This is a genomic window from Bacteroides sp. NSJ-48 (assembly GCF_014287405.1).
Taxonomy (GTDB): Bacteria; Bacteroidota; Bacteroidia; order Bacteroidales; family Bacteroidaceae; genus Bacteroides; species Bacteroides stercoris.
Genome location: NZ_JACOOD010000006.1, coordinates 28,242 through 49,629 on the forward strand (window position 1 = coordinate 28,242; position 21,388 = coordinate 49,629).

The 21,388-nt window shown below is 45.0% G+C and carries 13 protein-coding genes; 6 read left to right on the forward strand and 7 right to left on the reverse strand.

Annotation, left to right across the window (positions count from 1 at the left end):
- Nucleotides 1-128: 128 nt before the first annotated feature.
- Nucleotides 129-1,676: an arylsulfatase gene (locus tag H8S52_RS04310; RefSeq protein WP_117954288.1), complete on the reverse strand. Its 1,548-nt coding sequence runs from the start codon at nucleotides 1,674-1,676 to the stop codon at nucleotides 129-131.
- 112 nt (nucleotides 1,677-1,788) lie between these two features.
- Nucleotides 1,789-5,859 carry a two-component regulator propeller domain-containing protein gene (locus H8S52_RS04315; RefSeq protein WP_186909360.1) on the reverse strand — a complete coding sequence of 1,357 codons (4,071 nt, stop codon included), beginning with the start codon at nucleotides 5,857-5,859 and terminating at the stop codon, nucleotides 1,789-1,791.
- A 188-nt stretch (nucleotides 5,860-6,047) separates the two neighbouring features.
- Here H8S52_RS04315 and H8S52_RS04320 point away from each other — a divergent pair, with 188 nt between their 5' ends.
- Nucleotides 6,048-7,130, forward strand: coding sequence for a phosphotransferase enzyme family protein (locus tag H8S52_RS04320; protein WP_005655911.1), 1,083 nt, complete (start codon nucleotides 6,048-6,050; stop codon nucleotides 7,128-7,130).
- 23 nt (nucleotides 7,131-7,153) lie between these two features.
- A complete protein-coding gene (locus H8S52_RS04325; RefSeq protein WP_175455998.1) occupies nucleotides 7,154-7,855 on the forward strand; it encodes a carbohydrate-binding family 9-like protein in 702 nt (233 codons plus the stop codon).
- Between the two features lie 112 nt (nucleotides 7,856-7,967).
- Here H8S52_RS04325 and lpxA read toward each other — a convergent pair whose 3' ends face one another.
- From lpxA to H8S52_RS04345, 4 genes are all read right to left on the reverse strand, one after another.
- Nucleotides 7,968-8,735, reverse strand: coding sequence for an acyl-ACP--UDP-N-acetylglucosamine O-acyltransferase (gene lpxA / locus H8S52_RS04330; protein WP_005655915.1), 768 nt, complete (start codon nucleotides 8,733-8,735; stop codon nucleotides 7,968-7,970).
- A 91-nt stretch (nucleotides 8,736-8,826) separates the two neighbouring features.
- Nucleotides 8,827-10,206: a TolC family protein gene (locus tag H8S52_RS04335; protein WP_005655916.1), complete on the reverse strand. Its 1,380-nt coding sequence runs from the start codon at nucleotides 10,204-10,206 to the stop codon at nucleotides 8,827-8,829.
- Nucleotides 10,207-10,300: 94 nt separating this feature from the next.
- Nucleotides 10,301-13,717 carry an efflux RND transporter permease subunit gene (locus H8S52_RS04340; RefSeq protein WP_022103940.1) on the reverse strand — a complete coding sequence of 1,139 codons (3,417 nt, stop codon included), beginning with the start codon at nucleotides 13,715-13,717 and terminating at the stop codon, nucleotides 10,301-10,303.
- Nucleotides 13,718-13,745: 28 nt separating this feature from the next.
- A complete protein-coding gene (locus H8S52_RS04345) occupies nucleotides 13,746-14,921 on the reverse strand; it encodes an efflux RND transporter periplasmic adaptor subunit (RefSeq protein WP_186909361.1) in 1,176 nt (391 codons plus the stop codon).
- A 257-nt stretch (nucleotides 14,922-15,178) separates the two neighbouring features.
- Between H8S52_RS04345 and H8S52_RS04350 the strand changes: the two genes are divergently transcribed.
- A complete protein-coding gene (locus tag H8S52_RS04350) occupies nucleotides 15,179-17,143 on the forward strand; it encodes an Ig-like domain-containing protein (protein WP_186909362.1) in 1,965 nt (654 codons plus the stop codon).
- Complete coding sequence (locus tag H8S52_RS04355; protein WP_117906517.1) at nucleotides 17,064-17,972, forward strand: DUF3108 domain-containing protein; 909 nt, start codon at nucleotides 17,064-17,066, stop codon at nucleotides 17,970-17,972. The genes H8S52_RS04350 and H8S52_RS04355 overlap by 80 nt, the downstream gene beginning before the upstream one ends.
- On the opposite strand, the gene H8S52_RS04360 is transcribed toward H8S52_RS04355, so the two are convergent.
- Nucleotides 17,962-18,366 carry a PaaI family thioesterase gene (locus H8S52_RS04360; RefSeq protein ID WP_186909363.1) on the reverse strand — a complete coding sequence of 135 codons (405 nt, stop codon included), beginning with the start codon at nucleotides 18,364-18,366 and terminating at the stop codon, nucleotides 17,962-17,964. The two genes, H8S52_RS04355 and H8S52_RS04360, sit on opposite strands and share 11 nt — an antisense overlap.
- 165 nt (nucleotides 18,367-18,531) lie before the next feature.
- On the opposite strand from H8S52_RS04360, the gene H8S52_RS04365 reads away from it, so the two are divergent.
- Together H8S52_RS04365 and H8S52_RS04370 are read left to right on the forward strand one after the other, a co-directional pair.
- Nucleotides 18,532-19,731 (forward strand): glycoside hydrolase family 88 protein, encoded by a 1,200-nt coding sequence (locus H8S52_RS04365; RefSeq protein WP_016661046.1) that lies wholly within the window; start codon nucleotides 18,532-18,534, stop codon nucleotides 19,729-19,731.
- The gene (locus tag H8S52_RS04370; protein WP_186909364.1) at nucleotides 19,728-21,278 is read left to right on the forward strand and encodes a sulfatase; all 1,551 of its coding nucleotides are present in this window, start codon (nucleotides 19,728-19,730) and stop codon (nucleotides 21,276-21,278) included. Before H8S52_RS04365 ends, H8S52_RS04370 begins: the two co-directional genes overlap by 4 nt.
- Nucleotides 21,279-21,388: the final 110 nt, after the last annotated feature.

Below are 21,388 nucleotides of genomic sequence, written 5' to 3' on the forward strand. Positions count from 1 at the left end.
TGTTCAAAATCGGAAAATCTCTTCGCAAAAGTATAGGCTAATAAAGGTAGAGATATTCACTAATTGTCCGCAAATAATCTGATATTGTACATTATCTGCGGACAATCGGTGTTCTGCCTGGTCCTTATTTACTTGGTTTTTGCAGCTTTTACTTTTTCCAACAGAATAGCCAGCTCTTTTACTTTATCTGGGTGATTTCCAGCCAAATTCTCTTTTTCGGAAGGGTCTACAGATAAGTCGTAAAGTTGTGGCTGGGGATTGTTTCCCGTTTCCATTTTAGTCCAATGTTCCAAAGCCGGTTTGTCACTCGGTTCGATGTATTTCCAGTTATTCTGAATGATGGATAGAGTATTATTCAGGTTCTGTTGTACCACATAGTCGCACCCGATGGTGTCCGTGCCAAGGAAGTTGTTGAGTTGGTCACGGCTGTCAGGGGCAACACCTGTAGGAAGTGCATGATTCAGCAGGGTTGCAAATGAAGCATATACATCAATCATGGAGAATGGAGCCTGTTGTTTGCCCGGTTTGATACCCTTCGGCCAGCGTACGATAAATGGAATACGGGTTCCGGCATCGAATGCGCTATACTTGCCGCCCCGGTAATGTTTCATGGGGGTGTGGCCGTTCAGCAATTCAAAGGCCTGGTCTTGATAACCGTCATCAATGACAGGACCGTTGTCGCTGCATAATACGAAGATTGTATTATCAGCAATATCCAGACTATCGAGGGTGTGCATGATCTCGCCGACTGTCCAGTCCAGTTGTAAAATAACGTCACCACGCGGTCCTAAACCGCTTTTCCCTGCAAAACGCGGATGAGGGACTCGGGGAACGTGTACATCTTGTGTACCCATATACAGGAAGAAAGGTTCGTTTTTATGTGCAACGATAAAATCTTTGGCTTTTCCGGTAATGATATCTGCAATATCTTCATCCACCCAAAGAGCAGATTTGCCACCGGTCATCCAGCCGATACGGGGGATACCGTTGATAATGGTATTATTATGCCCCTGACTGGGTTTCATCTTTACCAATTCAGGATTTTCAAGTCCTGTAGGCCAGTCGCCCACTTTGTGTTGGTAGCTGACAGTAATGGGATCTTGGGGATCAAGCCCTACAACATGGGCATTTTCTACGAACACACAAGGAACCCTGTCTACTGTGGCAGGAATGATAAATTCATAGTTGAAGCCTATGTCTTGAGTATTCGGCCTGATTTCGCGATTGAAGTCCGTGCCACCTTTAGGACCTAACCCCAAATGCCATTTGCCGACGGCTCCGGTGTAATAGCCTTCCTCCTTGAACATATCGGCCATTGTGACACAAGCTGTATCAATAATCAGTTCGGAATTACCCGGTGCAATGCCTGTGTTCTCTTGCCGCCAGGGATACATACCTGTAAGCAGTCCGAAGCGGGAAGGGGTACTTGTGGAAGAGGTGGCATATGCATTGGTGAATTGCATACCCTGACCGGCAAGGCGGTCTATATTCGGGGTACTGATTTTAGTGGCGCCGTAGCAGCTGAGGTCGCCGATGCCCAAGTCGTCAGCGATCAGGTAGATAACATTAGGCTTTTGTGGTTGGTCACTCTTGGCTTCTTGTTTAGACGGATTGCCACATCCTATCAAAAGGACCGTACTTGGAAGATACGGTAGAAGATTAGATAAATATTTCATAGTCTTTGGACTTTAAAGTTTTATTCCAAGTCCAAAGATATGCGCTATCTTCCGGTCTGTGTGTATAAAAGAGTACACACGGAATCATAAAAAGTACAAAAGTGCAGAATTCTTATTTTTCATTTACTGCTTCTTCCTCGTCTTTATCAGCTTCCTCTCCTTTGCGATAAGCCAGCGGACTGACATGGTAGATGTCCTTAAAGCACTTGCTGAAGTAGCGTGAGGAACTGAATCCTATCTTATCGGAAATTTCCGTAATGTTCAGTTCCGGGTTATTGCGCAACATCAAAGCACCTTTCTTCAAACGGATAGTCAGTATAAATTCGTTTGGGGTTTGTCCTGTAATGGCTTTTAGTTTGGTGAATAGGTTGGTGCGCGCCATTGCCATTTCTCTGGCAAAGACATTGACATTGAATTCTGTGTCGTCCAGGTGTTGTTCGATGATGGACATGGCACGGTCCAGAATGTCTTTGTCAATCGGATTGGTAGCAAGCATATGTGCAGCCGTTTGCGGTTGCTTGCTGAATTTTTCCTGTAAGAGGATGCGTGAATTCACCAGGTTGTTGCAGCGGGATATCAGTAAGTTTGTATTGAACGGTTTGGTTATGTAATCGTCCGCGCCGATCCGCAATCCTTCGATATTCAATTCAATGGCGGTGCGTGCAGTCAATAACACTACGGGGATATGGCAGGTGTTGAAATCCGTTTTTATGAGTTTGCATAGTTCTGTACCCGACATTTTGGGCATGACCACATCGCTTACCACAATGCAGGGCATTTCACTGCGTACCAGTTCCCAGCCTTCTTCTCCGTTGGCTGCCATCAATATCTGATAGAATGGCTTAAAGATGTTGGCAAGCATTTCGCGTATGGACTCATTATCCTCTACAATCAATAGTTTGGCATCCGGAATACGTTTGATGGGAGCATCTTCTTCCAGTTCGGTTTTCAGGAAAGCATCTGCTTCGGATTTGGAAATTTCAATCTGATGTACGCAATCCGGATTCCGGTTGATTTGTTCTTCTGTAAAGAATTCGTTATCCAAGCGCAGTGTAACGATAAAGCTCGTACCTTTGCCAAGTTCGCTTTCTACACGGATGGAGCCATGATGTAATTCTATAATACCTTTGGTCAAAGCCAGTCCTATACCGGTGCCGCTCTTGCCGGCATCAGTAGAACCGGTCGGTTCTATCTGATAAAAGCGGTCGAATATCTTATCTATCTCCTTTGCATCGATACCGCTTCCCGTATCTTTTACACAAATTATAACGTTATTCCGTTCTTCCTTTACACTGAGCGTAATGGTATCTTCTTTTTCCGTATGCTTGATAGCATTGGATAAGAGGTTATTGATAACTTTCTGCATTTGCTTCTGGTCGTACCATACTTCGAGTTCGTCAGTCTCTTTTTCAAAATTGAAGTTGATTTGTTTGGCACTGGCATATTCAAGGAACAGCAGATAGTTTTCATACAGAAAATTCACGATGTTGTGCGGACTGACTTTAATCTTCATATGGCCCTGTTCCTGCTTGCGGAAGTCGAGTAATTCGGTTATTAGCTCGCGTAGCTGGATACTGTTTTTATAAATGCCCAATATCTTGTTGTAGATGGCAGGTGTGAAGTTCTGTAATTGCAGCAAGGTTTCTACCTGAGCCACGATAAGAGTCAGAGGAGTGCGGAACTCATGCGAGATGTTGGTGAAGAAGCGCAATTTGGATTGGTTCAGCGCTTCTACATCCTGAATATGTTTCTGTTCGTATTTCAAAGATTCGCGTAGTTTGATTTTTGATTTGTAGGCGCGTATCAGATACCACAGAACCGCTCCCGTTATGATAATATATATGAAGTAGGCAAGTGTTGTTTTGTAGTACGGCGGCAATACATGAATGGTGAGCTGTGCTTGCGGACAAAGGTTTTCGTCTTTTCCTTCCGGCTTGATGAGCAATGTGTAAGTGCCTGCATTCAAATTGGTGTAAGTAATGGTATGCAGCCCGCGTGTGCTTGTCCATTCATTGGAAAAGCCTTCCAGTCTGTAAATAATATCGTCTTTGTTGGCAGGTATGTAATTGGATGTGGCAAACTCTATACTGAACATACTTTGGTCTGCATTGAGGGTTATCTCTCCGGTGTGGCATAAAGAGTGCTGCAAGATGCCGGTTTTATCTCCTACAGAGATTTCCCTACCGTTGACGATGAGCCGTGAGAGGATAATCTTATAAGGTTTTGGGGTAAAGTTCAGTTCCATTTCATGGAAAGAAATCATGCCTTGTATGCCTCCCAGAAATATTTCACCGTCGCAGGTGACACAGAGTGCATTTTCGTTGACGGCTGTCAACGGGAAACCGTTTTCAGCACTGTAATTATTAAAAGTCTTATTTTTGTAGTTGAAGATGGAGAACCCTTCGTTGGTGATGAGCAGTAATTTGCCGCTGCTGGGAGATTCTTGCGTTTCATAAATGCAGTCACTGGCCAGACCGTTCCTTTCCTTGTCGAAATTTTCAAAATCATTGCTTGCGGGGCGATATAAGTCCAGACCGCTACCCGAGGTGGAGAACCACAGGTTGCCTTTGCTATCTTGCGTTATATTGTTCACATTGTTATTGCTGAGGCTGTTCGGGTTGGTGGCATCATGGCGGTAGTTTGTCAACTTGCGAGTATCAAAACGATAGCTGAATACCCCCTCTCCGGTGGCAGCAATCCATAATGTGCCTTCCGAATCGAATGTGACATCCGCTATCATTTTAATGGATTTTCCCTCTTTGCTATCTTTGAACAGCTGTTGGCATTGTCCGTTAGCGGGGTTAAAGAGGCATACTCCATTTTGTGTGGCTACAATCAGCAGGCTTTTGTAGGGAATGATATCGCGGATAATGTCCGACGGCAGAGTGGCCGGATTACCTTCTTCCATACGGTAATGGGTAAAATGCCCTGAACGTATATCCAGTTTGTTGAGACCGCCCAAATGAGTGCCTATCCATATAATTTCTTTATCGGCATCATAATAAAGCGCTTTTACATTATTATGCGAAATGCTGTTGCGTCCTTCCTGCGGACGATACCATTTGAACTCGCGTGTGCGGCGGTTATAATAATTCAGCCCACCGCCTTCGGTTCCTATCCACAGATTGCCGTCTTTATCCTCAATGGTGCGTCCCACAACCGGGTTGCTCAGTCCTTTCTTCTCGTTGGAAGAGTAGGAATAACGGGTGTAGATTTCATATTCCGGATTGAAGTAGTTGACGCCGCCGAAATAGGTTCCCAGCCAAAGTGTACCTTGGTTATCTTTTACGATACACCAGATGGAAGAGTGGGTGAGTCCGTCGGCTTGTGTGTCATTGGCTGTATGGTTCTGGAATAATCCGGTTATTTTATTGTATCGGTTTAATCCGTTGAAGGTACCTATCCATATATTGCCCAGATTGTCCTCACAGCAGGCCCTGACGAAATTGGAGGAGAGACTGTGTGTGTCTTTGGCATTGTATTTGAAGTTTTCTATTGTTCCGTCTGCTTTTACACGGAACAGTCCTTCTTCCCAACTGCCAATCCACAATTCACTTTCGCTGTCCTGATAAAAACTGGTAATATTTCCTTTCTGAATGGGATGCGTCAGTTCTTTTTTGTCAATATTTAGGCAGTATACGCCGTTGGTTGTTGTTCCCAGCCATAGTACGTCCTTATTGATGTGTATACAGACTATTTCCAGATTTCGGTCCGGGAGTTGATAATAAAGGTCGAAATTTCCAGTTTCCTCGTTATAACGGTATATTTCATTCTTTTTGCCGATAAAAAGTCCGTCATTGTAATAGATGCTGTTGATGTTGCCTTGTATTAACGTAGTGAATTTTTGGGTGGCAAGGTTGAATTCCGCCACTCCTTCGGTGCAGAGCAGATATATTTTCCCGTTATGATTGCCCGTAATGCGGGATACGGTATTGCAGAAAAGACTGTTGGGATTGTTCTTCTGTAGCTTGTAGGTCTGTATGTCGTCTCCGTTGTAGCGGTTCAACCCTTCTCGTGTACCAATCCATAAGATACCGTTTTCATCAACATATAAGCTGTTTACGGAAAACTGAGATAATCCGTCATCGGTGGTAAGGTGATTAAAGGTTATGTTCTGCCCATATACATTTGCGAAAGCCGCACTCGCTAAAATAAAGAATAATCTGATGATAAGCTTCTGCACGTTGAGTTATTTTTAAGGTTTGATGAACAAATATAGAAATATTTTGTACAAAGATTCTCATTTATTATTTGGATTTTGCGGCTATGTTTGTTTAAATGTATATTTTTGGATGTTCATCGGACAATAATAAACTTACTATATGTAATAAAGAGCGTATATTTGTATCATAAATTAATTTATTTATTATCATGAAAGACCTTTTATCTATCGTATCTCATTTTCAATTGCAGGGTACAGTTCAAGAAATCAATCCTTTAGGGGCCGGTCTTATTAATGACACCTATAAAGTAAGCACTCTCGAGGCTGATGCCCCCGATTATGTATTACAGCGTATCAATCATGCCATTTTCCAAAATGTAGAAATGTTGCAGGCCAATATCAATGCCGTAACCACTCATATCCGTAAGAAACTGGAAGAGAAAGGCGAGAAAGACATTGAACGTAAGGTGCTGCATTTCTTTCCTGCCGATACAGGAAAAACTTATTGGCATGATGGTGAGAGCTATTGGCGTGTTATGGCGTTTATTCCCAATGCAAGGACATACGAAACGGTTAACCCCGAATATTCGTATTATGCAGGCGTAGCTTTCGGTAATTTCCAGGCAATGCTTGCCGATATTCCCGATAAACTGGGCGAGACGATTCCCGACTTCCATAATATGGAATTCCGTTTGAAACAGCTTCGCGATGCTGTGGCGGCCGATGCTGCCGGACGTGTAAAGGAAGTACGGTATTTTCTGGATGAGATAGAGCGCCGTGCAGAGGAAATGTGCAAAGCGGAGCGCCTGCATCGTGAAGGCAAGTTACCCAAGCGGGTTTGCCATTGCGATACGAAAGTCAATAATATGATGTTTGACGAAAGTGGCAATGTACTTTGTGTCATCGACCTCGATACCGTAATGCCCAGTTTCGTCTTTTCCGACTTTGGCGATTTCCTGCGTTCGGGAGCCAATACTGGTTTGGAAGATGATAAAGACCTTGCGAATGTGAATTTCAATATGGAAATATTCAAGGCATTCACAAAAGGCTATCTGGAATCGGCCAAATCTTTCCTGCTGCCGGTAGAGATAGAGAACCTGCCCTATGCGGCTGCTCTGTTCCCTTATATGCAGTGCGTGCGTTTCCTGGCCGACTATATCAATGGCGATACTTATTATAAAATTCAATATCCGGAACATAACCTGGTGCGCACAAAGGCTCAATTCAAATTGCTTCAAAGTGTAGAAGAACATACTCCGGAAATGCAGAAATTCATAGCTTCATGCATTTGAAAAGGTGTATAATGGCGGCGATGATGGGTTGCTGTGTCTTACCCTTATTCGCATTAACTCCTAAAAATAAGATGATGAAAGAACTGGATGTCAAGAAAGTGAGTATGGCAAATATACCGGTAGAAGCGGTGCCTGCTCTTTTGGATGAAGAAAAAGTGGCTTTTCAGCCGGTTAATACAGTGAATTGGGCGGCATATCCATACTGTCCGGACGTAAAGTTTCGTATTGCTTATACGGACAATGCTATCCTGATTCATTATAAAGTGAAAGAAGCCAGCGTACGCGCAGTAGCGGGCAAAGACAACGGGCCGGTTTGGGAAGATGCCTGTGTGGAGTTCTTTTCCATTCCTGCCGGAGACGGAGTATATTATAACATGGAATGTAACTGTGTTGGAAGACTGCTTATCGGTGCGGGAGCAGGACGCTCCAACCGTCAACATGCACCGCAGGAAGTGCTTGATAAAGTGCAGCGTTGGTCTTCTTTGGGGCAGGAAGATTTTGAGGAACGGATAGGAGATTGCAGTTGGGAAGTAGCTTTGGTGATACCTTATTCCGCTTTCTTTATGCATAATATCACCTCATTGGACGGTAAGGCCATCCGTGCCAATTTCTATAAATGCGGTGATAAGTTGCAGACTCCTCATTTCCTGTCATGGAATCCCATTGATTTGGAAAAGCCGAACTTCCATTGTCCGGAATTTTTCGGGATGTTGCGTTTCAAGTAGGTATGAGGGTTATAATACTCTGAATAGCAATAAAACCGGTATATAAAATATAGGCTTGCAGATGTCTTATTCACAGGACTTCTGCAAGCCTTTTTTCTTATTATGCCGAGGTTTACTTTACAATACCTTTTGAGTTACGGATAAAGTTGATGATATTATGTATCTCATCACTCATCGGAACCTGATCTTCAATCTTCTGTAAAGCGTCCTGTATGCTGAAATTCCCTTGATATACCAGGCGGTAAGCATTGACTATATGGCGCAAAATACGCTCGGTAACCTGATGCTTATGCTGAAGTACCACCGCATTGATACCGTGATATTCTGCCGGATTGCCGTTCATTATAACATAAGGCGGTACATCTTTTGAGATGCGGCAACCTGCCTGAATCAATACCCAACTGCCTATGTGGCAATTCTGATGTAGGATAACATTACTGCTCAGGATTGTACAGTCGTCTATGTGGCAGTCGCCAGCTACCGTACTCTTAATTCCCAGTACGCAGTGATTGCCTACTTGTACGTCGTGGCAGAGGTGAACACCGTCCATTAGATAGTTACTATCGCCAATGCGCGTACATCCGCTTTCGTGTGTAGCGCGGCTGATAACCACATTTTCACGAATGTCGTTGTTGTCACCGATAATCAACCGACTTGCTTCGCCTGTGTAATGAAAATCTTGTGGTTCACTACCCAGTACGGCACCATGGTGTACTTTATTTCCTTTACCTAAACGCGTACCCTTGAGGATACTTGCATTTGACATAATCACGCAGTCGTCACCGATTTCCACATCTCCTTCGATGTAAGCGAAAGGCTGAATGGTTACATTCTTACCGATTTTTGCGGTAGAATCTACAGATGCTAATGGACTAATCATAGTAATTAGTTATGAGTTATAAATTATAAGTTATGAGTTATGGGAGATGAGCCGTCAAGAATAACTTATAACCCATAACCCGTAACTGATATTATTCTCTTCCTCCGCCCAATGCTTGATACAGGCTGATTACAGACTGCATGCGGTCGAAGGTGTCGGCCACTTCCGAAAGCTGTGCGCTGAGGTAAGACTGTTCGGCGGACAAGACTTCCAAATAGGTTGACGTGCCTAAGTTAAACAATTCTTTTGTATCTTCCGCAGCTTTGCGGGCAGAATTCACTTGAATTTCACGTGAAATGGCTTTATCCGAGGTCATTTGATATTGATACAAAGCATTGCTTACTTCATTTCCGGCCTTGAGCAGTGTGGTCTGGAACTGGATTTTGGCTTGTTCTTCCTGTGCCTTTGCTTGTTTCAACCGGGCAATGTTGGCACCGCGGTAGAACAGAGGTTGTGTGAGCGAACCGATAGCGGATGCCAGCAGCTTTCCTGGATTGATGATAGCGGAACCTGCACTGTTGGTCCAACCGGCAGAACCGCTTAAGGTGATTTGCGGATAGAAAGCTGCACGTGCGCTGTTGGTGTCGTAGTAGCTTGCTGCCAGTGACATTTCAGCAGCTTTTACATCGGGACGGTTGGACAGCAGTTGCAAAGGAATACCAGTAGAGAATTCGGCAGGTAACTGTTGCTGTTCCAATGTACCGCGTGCAATGCTCTGTGCAGGTTGGTTCAGCATCAGGCATAGTGCGTTTTCCGTTTCACGGATGCTTTGACGTATATCGGGCAGAGAAGCCAGTACTTGTGCATAGGCGGTACGGCTTTGCTCTACGGCTGCACTGTTAGCCATAGCAGCCTCTTTCATTGCTTCTACGGTTTCAAGGTTGCGTTTCAGGATGTCACAGGTGCTTTCGCTTATTTGCAACTGGCGGTCGAGCATTAGCAGCGTATAGTACATATTGGCTACGTTTGCAATCACTTGTGTCTGTACAGCCTGTTCATAGAACTGTGTCTGTTTCAGTGAGACTTGAGCCTTACGCTTGGGGTTCAGCAACTGACCGAACAGATCTATCTGCCAGCTTGCTGTCACAGGAAGTGAATACGTCTGTGTGGCTTTACCTTTGTCGAAGCTGCTTACTGTTCCTTGCGGAGAGAGAGCCAGCATGGGGGCATAAGCCAGACGTGCGGACATCAGTGCTGCCTGAGCCTGCTTTACGGTGAGTGCAGCGCTGCGAAGGTCGGCATTGTTGGTCAATGCCTGTTCGATAAGTGTCTGTAACTGTGCATCCGTAAACACTTCTTTCCAGGGCAGATTACCGAAATTGGCAGTATCTGCGGCAAGTGTATCGCCACCGGCAATGGTGTCCCGATATAGGCCTTCCACTGTAATATCTTCGGGTCTGTCGTATGATTTGTAGATATGGCAACTGCTCAATAAAGCAGTTGCGCACATCAGAATTATTATTTTCTTCATGATAAACTATATTTTAGTGTTTAGCGGTTAGTGTTTAATAATTAGTAATTTGCTTGTGGATGTCCACTATCCATTAATCGTTAAACGCTAATCACTATTTTGTATATTGTTCAATCTCAGGTTCTGCATCCGAGTTATCCACATCTTCCCATTCCATCGGTTTAACCTTCTCCTGGAGATATTGGAAAGCAACGAACAGGGCAGGTACGATGAATATCTGCAGAATCATACCGATTAACATACCGCCGATAGCCGAAGTTCCCAGTGTACGGTTACCGTTGGCTCCTGCACCGGAAGCAAACATCAACGGGAGCAGACCGACAATCATTGCCAGAGAAGTCATCAGGATAGGACGCAGACGGGCGGCGGCACCCAGCACGGCAGCCCATGTAATGCTCATACCCATTTTGCGGCGGTCGAGGGCGAACTCTACGATCAGGATGGCGTTCTTGGCCAACAGACCCATCAGCATGATAAGTGCAATCTGCATGTAGATGTCGTTAGACATGGTTCCCAAAATCATTTTCAATGCAGGAATGTTACCCAATGAACCGATGCCGCTGACAAACAGGAAGCTACCCAACAATCCGAATGGTACGGAGAGCAATACGGAGAGTGGAAGAATATAACTTTCATATTGCGCACTCAACAACAGGTAAACGAATACGAAACAGAGCACAAAAATCAAACCGGTTGTGCTACCGCTGGTTTCGGCTTCCTCACGTGCCATACCGCCGAGTTCGTAGGCAAAACCGGCAGGCAGGTTCTCTTTGGCCACTTCTGCAATGGCAGCAAGTGCCTGACCGGATGTATAACCGCTGGCAGGAGCCACCATTACTTTCATAGATGTGTAAAGGTTGAAACGGCTGATGATATCCGGACCGTATACTTTCTTGACGGATACGAACTGGGTGATGGGAGCCATCTCATTACCATTACGCACCTTGATGCTGGAGAGTGATTCCAGATTTTTGGTTGCATTCGGTTCTGCCTGAATCATGACACGGTACATTTTACCGAAGCTGTTGAAGTTAGAAGCGTAAAGTCCACCGAAATATCCCTGCATGGTGCTGAGGATGTCGCTTGGGCTGAGACCTGCTTTCTTACAGGCAGCCGCATCGATATCCAACATATATTGTGGGAAATTAGGGTTGAAACTGGTCTTTGCGGAGTTGATTTCCGGACGTGCTTCCAGTGCGGCAGTATAGTCGTTTACTACATCGAAGAAGTGGTTCAGGTCGCCACCGGTTTTATCCTGCATGTTCAGTTCGATGTCGCTGGATGCCGAATAACCCGGAATCATAGGCGGAGCAAAGAACAGTACCTGTGCTTCCTTGATGATTTTTTGCGCACGCATGAAAAGTGTGGCGTAAACTACCGTTGAATTCTGCATAGTGGAACGTTCTTCCCAATTTTTCAGCTTGATAATGAGCGAACCGTAGGAAGGTCCCTGACCACCGATGAAGCTGAAACCGGAAATTACCGTACGCGATTCTACCGCAGGGTCGGCTGCAACAAGACTGTCTACACGGTTCAGCACTTCCATGGCACGTTCTTGTGAAGTACCGGGGGGAAGCGTTACTACACCCATGATGGTACCGGTGTCTTCGTTGGGCACCATACCTGTCGGTGTGATGTTCATAAACACCATCAACAGTACAATGGAGCCTACCACAATACCGCCGGAGAGCCATTTCTTCTGGATAAAGCGGAGCACTTGTTTCTTGTATTTACCCAGGATGGAGTCGTAGGATGCGTTGAAAGAGTGTTTGAACTTATCCGTAGTCATACCTGCTAATGCCAATACGCTGATAACAATCATTACCAGACAGAGTACAGGATGGTTCTCAAAGCTGAACAAACCGAAAATCATACCCAAGATGGCGATTGTAGTAAAGAGCAGTGTAAGGCCGGGACGCATCATTCTGCCAATAGAATCCACGTAACGGGCTATCATGATTTTACGTGCCTCTTTAGTTGCGACACCGATGCGCTCTTTCATGGTGGCATCACTGTTGTGCGGTTTCAGGAAGATGGCACACAAGGCCGGACTCAGCGTCAAGGCGTTCAATGCGGAGAAACCGATGGCGATGGCCATTGTAAGACCGAACTGGCGGTAGAATGTACCGGCTGTACCACCCATGAAACTTACCGGCACAAACACGGACATCATCACCAATGTAATGGAAATGATAGCGCCGCCCAGTTCGCTCATGGCGTCGATAGATGCAGTCCGTGCCGATTTATATCCCTGGTCGAGCTTGGCATGGACACCTTCGACGACGACTATGGCGTCATCCACTACAATTGCGATGGCAAGCACCATAGCCGAGAGTGTCAGCAGGTTGATACTGAAGCCGATCAGTTGCAGTACGAAGAAAGTAGCAATCAAAGCTACCGGAATGGCAATGGCGGGAATCAGCGTAGAGCGCATGTCTTGCAGGAAGATATACACCACGATGAACACGAGGATGAACGCCTCAATCAACGTTTTGATTACTTCATGGATAGAAGCGAACAGGAAGTCGTTGGCGCTTTGGGCGATATTGATTTTCAAACCGGAAGGCAGCGTTTCGGATGCTTTTCCAAGTACTTCTTCCAGGTCACTGATAGTCTGCGTAGCATTGGTTCCTGCCATCTGGTATACGATACAGGATACTGCCTTATGGCCGTTTACCGTATTATTGAAGTTGTAGGACAGACGTCCGAGTTCAATATCGGCAATGTCTTTCAAACGGAGAACTTCACCGTTCTCAAGGGCTTTGATTACGATATTCTCAAATTCTTCCGGCTGTTGGAGACGGCCTTTGTAGCGGATGGTGTATTGGAAGCTTTGATTGCCGCGTTCACCAAACTGTCCGGGAGCCGCTTCGATATTTTGTTCGGCCAGTGCACCGGCTACATCGTTAGGAATCAACTTGTATTGTGCCATCACATCCGGTTTCAGCCAGATACGCATGGAGTAGTCCTGACCGAGCACGGTGGCATCACCCACACCGTTTACACGCTTTACTTCCGGAATAAGGTTGATGTTGGCATAGTTCTCAAGGAATTCGATGTCGTACTGGTCTTTCTCATCGTAAATGGAGAATACCATCAACATGGATGTCTGTCGCTTCTGCGTAGTCACACCGACTTTGGTTACCTCGGCCGGCAGCAAACCCTGAGCCATGGAAACGCGGTTCTGTACGTTAACGGCTGCCATATCCGGGTCTGTACCCTGTTTGAAGTAAATGGAAATTTCGGCGGAACCGTTATTAGATGCACTGGAAGTCATGTACATCATGTTCTCCACACCGTTGATTTGGTCTTCCAGCGGCGCAATGACAGAGTTCAACACCGTTTGGGCGTTGGCACCCTGGTAAGTGGCGCGTACCGATACCGTCGGTGGTGCAATGTCCGGATATTGGGTGATAGGCAGCGTTGCCAGACCAATAAGTCCCAGGATTACTATCAGGATGGAGATTACCGTAGATAGTACCGGACGATTAATAAATCTATCTAATTTCATGTTACTTAATGATTAGGGGCGTTAAATGTTAATTGAACGCAGTTTGGATATTACCTTCTTTTTGGTCTTTGAGGGCTTTCTGATATTCAGCCTCTTTCTTTTCAGGAGTGATAGGGGTGATGCTTTGTCCGTCTTTCAGGTTCTGTACGCCTTCTATCACGATTTTATCACCGGCCTTCAAGCCGTCTGTAACGTAAAAATATTTGCCATCGTTCAGGCTGAATACCTGTATTTCGGTATTTTTCAGTGTGTTGTCAGGTTGTGCAACAAATACGAATTTCTTGTCCTGTATTTCTGTGGTGGCCGATTGCGGAATCATGATTACATTCTCCATCGGATTGGGGAATACTACGTTTCCTGTACCTCCGCTACGCAGGATGTTGTGTTTGTTGGGGAAGAGGGCACGCATGTTTACTGCACCTGTAGTCTGGTCGATAACGCCGCTGATGGTTTCTACGCGACCACTGTCGGCATACATGGTTCCGTCAATCAGTTGCAGTTGTACCTGAGGCATCTTTGCCAGAATATCCTTGATGCTTCCGCCTTCGCGTATCAGTGACAGGAGCTGTCTTTCGGTCATGGAGAAATAAGCGAACATTTCGGAGATGTCGGCAACTGTGGTCAGCGGGGTGGCCATGGAGGGGCTTACCAAACTACCTACACGATAGGGGATAGTACCTACAATACCATCGCTGGGGCTTGTTACATTGGTGTATGACAGGTTGTTTTGAGCATTGACCAGTTGCGCTTCCGCCTGTGCCAATTGTGCTTTGGTTTGTGCCAGCTGGTTTTCGGCCATTTGCAGGTCGTAATCGCTGATGATGTTCTTTTGGTTCAACGTGCGTTTGTTGCTTACCGTAAGTTCTTGTGTGTTTACAGCGGCTTTTGCTGTTTCAACCGCAGCCTTGGCCGAATTTACTGCAGCCTGGTATTGTACAGGGTCAATGCTGAACAATACTTGTCCTTTGCGTACAACGGAACCCTCGTCCACATGTAGCTTGGTGATAAAACCGCTTACCATCGGGCGGATTTCCACATCTTGTTTACCTTTAATAGTAGCCGGATAACTGTTTGTCAGGTTGGCAGTGGTCGTTTCTACTGTAATCACTGCAAATTCGGGTGCTTTTCCCGTGCTTTTGTCACCTTGTCCACAACTGCTTAGCAGTGCCAGGCAACATGCCAATAATACTAATCTACTCTTCATACTCTTTTATTCTCTGTATAATTTTATTCTAGTTAATCCGAAGCTTTTGTGTGTAAATCATAGAAGAAGGATAACGGTGAAAACTAAATTATAATGTTTAGTTTTCGGTCGCAAAATTATTCTTTTCTCCGTATATAAGGTATGAATTTCCTTCTTTTTTAACTATGTTTTATATATACTTGAAGGAAATATTTGTTTTTTGATTAAAATACTGTAAAGCATACTGCTAATTACAGGATAACCTTTATTTTTGCATCATGTTAGATTGCAAGCATCATACTAAGATGAAACCGTTTGTACGTCGGTTATTAGGGGCAGCTGTAAGTGTGGCTGTTTTATATTCCTGTGCCAGTGTGGGCCGTCTGGAGGGTGGTCCGATTGATGAGGAACCGCCTCGTTTTGTCACCGGTTCTCCCTTACCGGGTGCACTCCATAACAAAAAGAGTAAAATCTCTATTGAGTTCGATGAGTTTATCAAATTGGAGAAAGCCAATGAAAAAGTGGTTATTTCACCTCCTCAAGTGCAGCAACCGGAAATAAAGGCAAACGGTAAAAGGGTAGTGGTTAATCTGCAAGATACGTTAAAGGCTAACACTACGTACACTATCGATTTTGCCGATGCGATTCAGGACAATAATGAAGGAAATCCGATGCAGGGGTTTACCTATACATTTTCTACCGGAGCAGAGCTTGATTCAATGGCCATTGCCGGTACGTTGCTTGATGCATCGAATTTGGAACCGGTAAAGGGAGTGCTGGTAGGGTTGCATGCCAATTTAGCCGATTCGGCATTTACAACGTTGCCTTTCGACCGTGTAGGCCGTACAGATAGCCGTGGACAGTTTTCCATTCGTGGAGTCTCTCCTGGCAAATATCGTATTTATGCTTTAATGGATGCCGACCAGAATTTTAAATTTTCCCAGCCTACGGAGGTCATAGCTTTTAATGACTCCGTTATTATCCCTTCCATGGAAAGGCGTATGCGCCAGGATACCTTGTGGCGAGACTCTTTGACCATAGATACGATTGTAGAGAGACAATATACCCATTTCCTGCCGGATGATGTGCTGTTGCGCAGTTTCAAGGAAAAAACCTTCTCGCAGCGTCTTATGAAAACGGAACGTCTTACTTCGGAAAAATTCTCTTTTTATTTTACGGCTCCTGCCGACAGTCTGCCGCTGATGAAAGGGTTGAATTTCGATGAAAAGGATGCTTTTGTCATTGAGCAGACTACCGGGAGAAACGATACGATTCACTATTGGATCAAAGATTCTTTGCTTTATCAGCAAGATACATTGAGGATGAGCTTGAGTTATTTGTATACAGATACTTTGAATCAGTTAGTTCCCCGGACAGATACTTTGAGAATTGTATCGAAAGTAAGCTGGAAGAAACTGCAGGAAAAGAAACTGGAAGAGAAGGAGAAAGCCGAGAAGGAGAAGAAGAAAAGAAGGAAAAAGGGTGAAGAAGAGTCGGAACCGACTCCTTTCCTTGCAATGGATGTGTATGCGCCTTCGGCAATGGATGTATACGACTATATCACATTGAGCTTTACGGAACCGATAGCCGGCTTTAATGATACTGCCTTGCATGTAAGGCAAAAGGTCGATACGCTATGGCAGGATGTGCCGTTTGACTTTATGCGGGATTCGTTGGATTTGAAACGTTACAATCTGTATGCAGACTGGAAACCGGGTGAAAGTTACGTTTTTGAAGTGGACTCGACCGCTTTTCACGGGTTGTACGGTTTATTTACCGATAAAGTGAAGAAGGAGTTTACTGTAAAGAAATTGGAAGAGTACGGACAGATATTTTTCAACATTACCGGAGCTGATTCTACAGCATTTGTAGAATTGCTGGATGCTCAGGACAAGGTAGTACGTACTGTTCCGGTTGTAGAGGGGAAAGCGGATTTTTATTATTTGAATCCGGGTAAATATGGAGCCCGGCTCATTAATGATACAAATGGGAATGGTGTATGGGATACCGGTGATTATGCTGCCAGGCGCCAACCCGAAATGGTTTATTACTATCCGCAGGTATTGGAATTTAAGGCCAATTTTGATTTGATTCAGGACTGGAACGTAAAAGAAAAACCGTTGGATAAGCAAAAACCGGATGAACTGAAAAAACAAAAGCCAGATGAAGACAAGAAAAAGAAGAAAAGCCAGAATAACCGCAACAACAGCAACCGTAACAGCGGTAGGGGATATAGTTATTAAAAGGCAGCGGGCGGCAGGATTGTTTTTGCTGGCCGGACTTCTGTGTCTGTGCAGCATAATGCCTGTGCAGGCTCAATGCGTGGCTAAGAACGAAGCGTTTCAGTCGGGCGAGCATGTTATGTACGATTTGTATTTCAACTGGAAATTTATCTGGAAGAAAGTAGGGTTGGCAAGCTTGACTACTAATGCTACTACTTACCGCTTCCAGCCGGCCTACCGTTTCAATCTTCTTTCTGTGGGCAGCAAGAAAACGGATTTTTTCTTTAAAATGCGCGATACGCTGACTTGCTATGTCAGCGATAAACTGGAACCGCTTTATTTTCGTAAAGCAGCCGAGGAGGGAAAACGCTATACGGTCGACGAGGCATGGTTCTCGTATGATGACGGTATAGCTACCGTAAAGCAGAGGCGTACCTGGCATAATCCCGTGCGTGAACCGCAGGAGATGGAGTACAGCGACAGCCGCTGTATCTTTGATATGCTGAGTATTTTGGCGCAAGCCCGTTCTTATAACCCTAAAGACTACAAGATAGGCGAGAAGATACTTTTCCCTATGGCAACAGGGCGCAGAGTGGAGGAGCAAACCTTGATTTATCGCGGAAAGGAAGATATAGAAGCGAATAATGATACAATTTATCGCTGCCTTGTATTCTCTTTCGTGGAATACAAGAAGGGAAAAGAGAAGGAGGTGATTACTTTCTTCATTTCTGATGATAAGAACCACCTTCCCATACGCTTGGATATGTATTTGAATTTCGGTTCGGCAAAAGCCTTCCTCAAAAGTGTAAGGGGCAATCGTTACCCGATGACTTCCGTTGTTACAAAGTAAACGGCAGTGCGTCTCCTTTTCTGAAGATACTTGACTCGAATGTGGCTACCAGCTCTCCGTTCTGGTTGGTGATGTCAATCTGATAATGTCCGGTAGTACGTCCGATGTACCGTTCGCGGGCTTCGGCATATAATATGTCGCCCGGACCGCTGCTACGCAGGAAAGTTATATTGGAAGACAGTGAGAAAGCCAGTATGCCGTGAGAATTGGCTGCCGCTGCCAGGGCGAGGTCGGCCAGTGTAAAGAGTACTCCGCCTTGGGTGCGATTTCCGGCATTGAGATGTGTTTCCGTAATTACCAGACGGGCTTTGCTGTATCCTTCTTTTATTTCTATCAGTTCTACACCTGTTTTTTCGGCAAAACTGTCTTTCTTGAAAAATTCTTGCGGCGTCATGTCGTTTTGGTAATAAATGATTAATACTAAGGAGAAATCTGATGTTTTGGACACAAATGTAATATTTTAGCTTTTAATTGGATAATTTAGGTGGGTTATTTTCGAAAGCTTGCGCTACTTTTGTCTTCGAAAAAATAGACATAATTAATAAATAAATCCCTTATTATGAAAACGACTCTTACTACATTGGGTATTTCCCTTCTTGTTTTAGCAGGTTGTGCAGGACAAAAACAGACTGCAAATGATTTCATTCAGGAGAATATTGATAATGCGGTGGCACAGGAAACACTTCAGACAGACATTATCGAAAAATCTGGCAAAATTCTTAATCCGCGTACCATTAATAAGGATGGTAGCATTCACTACGTTCCTATCGATGACTGGTGCTCTGGTTTCTTTCCTGGTAATATTTGGTATACGTACGAACTGACCGGTGATAAAAAGTGGTTACCGCTGGCAGAGAAGTATACTGAAGCATTGGATTCCGTACAATATCTTACTTGGCATCATGATGTAGGCTTTATGATTGGTTCCAGCTATCTGAACGGATATCGTTTTGCCAATAAGGAAGAGTACAAGCCCGTAATTATCCAGACTGCTAAATCATTGTCTACCCGTTTTCGTCCGGGTGCAGGCGTTATCCAGTCTTGGGATGCCGACAAAGGCTGGCAGGCCGAACGCGGATGGAAATGTCCGGTTATCATTGACAATATGATGAATTTGGAGCTGCTGTTCGAAGCCACTAAACTTTCGGGCGACTCTACTTTCTATAATGTGGCTAAGAAACATGCTGACACGACTATGGCCAACCACTTCCGTGCGGACAACAGTTGCTACCACGTGGTGGATTATGATCCCGAGACTGGTGAGGTGCGCAAAAAACAAACAGCGCAGGGCTACGCCGATGAATCGTCTTGGGCTCGCGGACAGGCATGGGCTTTGTACGGTTATACAATGTGTTATCGTTATACTCATGATGCCAAATATCTGGCACAGGCAGAGAAAGTGTATAACTTTATTTTCGGAAACAAGAACCTTCCCGAAGATTTGGTTCCTTACTGGGACTTCGATGCTCCGAAGATTCCGAACGAGCCTCGTGACGCTTCTGCCGCAGCATGTACAGCTTCTGCCCTCTACGAACTGAGTACCTATGTTACCGATAAGGGGTATAAGGAAACGGCCGACAGAATTATGGAAAGCCTTGCTTCTCCGGCTTACCGTGCAGAGGTAGGGACAAACGGGAACTTTATCCTGATGCACTCGGTTGGCAGCATTCCTCACGGTGCAGAAATCGATGTTCCGCTGAACTATGCCGATTATTATTTCCTGGAAGCTTTGAAGCGTAAAAGAGATTTGGAAAAATGAAAAGTCAATTGAATATATTGTTAGGTGGTTTAGGCTTGTTCGCCTTGCAGGGTTGTAAAACTCCGCAGGCAGAGCAGGCCCAACAGCCGAATGTTATTTATGTTTTTCCCGACCAGTTCCGCAATCAGGCAATGGAGTTCTGGGGGCAGGAAGGTTTTCGGGAGAAAGTGAATTTCCGGAATGATCCGGTGCATACTCCTCGTCTGAATGATTTTGCGAGAGAGTCTTTGGTACTGACCTCTGCCATGAGCAATTGCCCGTTGAGCAGTCCTCACCGGGGTTCGTTACTGACAGGCATGTATCCCAACAAGAGTGGTATTCCTTTGAACTGTAATTCGAACCGTCCTATCAGTTCGTTGCGTGAAGATGTAGACTGTGTGAGCGATGTATTCAGCAATGCGGGATACGACTGTGCGTATTTCGGTAAACTGCATGCAGACTTCCCGACCCCCAATGACCCCCAGCGCCCGGGAAAATATGTGGAAGACCGCATACCTGCATGGGATGCTTATACACCGAAAGACCGTCGTCACGGATTTAACTATTGGTATGCTTACGGAACTTTTGATGAACATAAGAATCCGCATTATTGGGATACGGACGGTAAACGGCATGATCCGCGCGAATGGTCTCCGCTGCACGAGTCAGGTAAAGTTATTTCTTATCTGAAGAATGAGGGAAATGTACGCGACCCGAAGAAACCGTTCTTTATCATGGTGGGCATGAATCCGCCGCATAGTCCTTATCGTTCGTTGGACGACTGTATGGAACAGGACTTCAACTTATACAAGGATCAGCCGTTGGACAGCTTGCTGATTCGCCCCAATGCCGATTCTAAAATGGCAAAGGCGGAGAGTGTACGTTACTATTTCGCTTCCGTTACAGGTGTTGACCGTGCTTTCGGGCAGATACTCGATGCGTTGAAAGAACTGGGATTGGATAAAAACACAATCGTAGTCTTCTCTTCCGACCACGGTGAGACTATGTGCAGCCAGCACACGGACGATCCGAAGAATTCTCCTTTTGCCGAGTCGATGAATGTGCCTTTCCTGGTTCGCTTCCCCGACAAGATTCAACCCCGTCTGGATGATTTGATGCTTTCTTCTCCGGATATTATGCCTACTTTGTTGGGGTTGGCGGGTCTTTCCGATTCTATTCCGGCAAATGTGCAGGGACACAATTATGCTCCGCTGTTCTTTAATGAAAAAGCTGATATAGTGCGTCCTGCAGGAGCTCTTTATATTCAGAACGTAGACGGTAAGAAAGATGAAGACGGTAAGGTCCGTTCCTATTTCCCATCGTCACGCGGCTTTAAATCGGCCCGTTACACATTGGCTCTTTATGTAGACCGTGATAATCACAAGCTTGTAAAGAGTTTCTTGTTTGATGATGAGAAAGATCCGTATCAGATGAATAATCTTCCGTTAGAGAAGAATAAGGAAATAGTAGATGAGCTGTGTGCAGAGATGGGAAAAGTCTTGAAAGAGATTGATGACCCCTGGTACAGAGAGCGTATCTTGTCTGACATGATACCATACGATAAATAAAAACTATTGTTTTTAAAAAGAATTACCCCTGCTACATATGATTGTGGCAGGGGTAATTTTTTGGAGGATATGATGCACCTCTTTCTTTCGTTTATAGGAAACGGTTATAA

What these genes read in the sequence shown, in the direction of transcription:
- H8S52_RS04310 (WP_117954288.1), bottom strand. Translation starts at nt 1,676, where the DNA reads ATGAAATATTTATCTAATCTTCTACCGTATCTTCCAAGTACGGTCCTT.
- H8S52_RS04320 (WP_005655911.1), top strand. Translation starts at nt 6,048, where the DNA reads ATGAAAGACCTTTTATCTATCGTATCTCATTTTCAATTGCAGGGTACA.
- H8S52_RS04325 (WP_175455998.1), top strand. Translation starts at nt 7,154, where the DNA reads ATGGGTTGCTGTGTCTTACCCTTATTCGCATTAACTCCTAAAAATAAG.
- lpxA (WP_005655915.1), bottom strand. Translation starts at nt 8,735, where the DNA reads ATGATTAGTCCATTAGCATCTGTAGATTCTACCGCAAAAATCGGTAAG.
- H8S52_RS04335 (WP_005655916.1), bottom strand. Translation starts at nt 10,206, where the DNA reads ATGAAGAAAATAATAATTCTGATGTGCGCAACTGCTTTATTGAGCAGT.
- H8S52_RS04340 (WP_022103940.1), bottom strand. Translation starts at nt 13,717, where the DNA reads ATGAAATTAGATAGATTTATTAATCGTCCGGTACTATCTACGGTAATC.
- H8S52_RS04345 (WP_186909361.1), bottom strand. Translation starts at nt 14,921, where the DNA reads ATGAAGAGTAGATTAGTATTATTGGCATGTTGCCTGGCACTGCTAAGC.
- H8S52_RS04350 (WP_186909362.1), top strand. Translation starts at nt 15,179, where the DNA reads ATGTTAGATTGCAAGCATCATACTAAGATGAAACCGTTTGTACGTCGG.
- H8S52_RS04355 (WP_117906517.1), top strand. Translation starts at nt 17,064, where the DNA reads ATGAAGACAAGAAAAAGAAGAAAAGCCAGAATAACCGCAACAACAGCA.
- H8S52_RS04360 (WP_186909363.1), bottom strand. Translation starts at nt 18,366, where the DNA reads ATGACGCCGCAAGAATTTTTCAAGAAAGACAGTTTTGCCGAAAAAACA.
- H8S52_RS04365 (WP_016661046.1), top strand. Translation starts at nt 18,532, where the DNA reads ATGAAAACGACTCTTACTACATTGGGTATTTCCCTTCTTGTTTTAGCA.
- H8S52_RS04370 (WP_186909364.1), top strand. Translation starts at nt 19,728, where the DNA reads ATGAAAAGTCAATTGAATATATTGTTAGGTGGTTTAGGCTTGTTCGCC.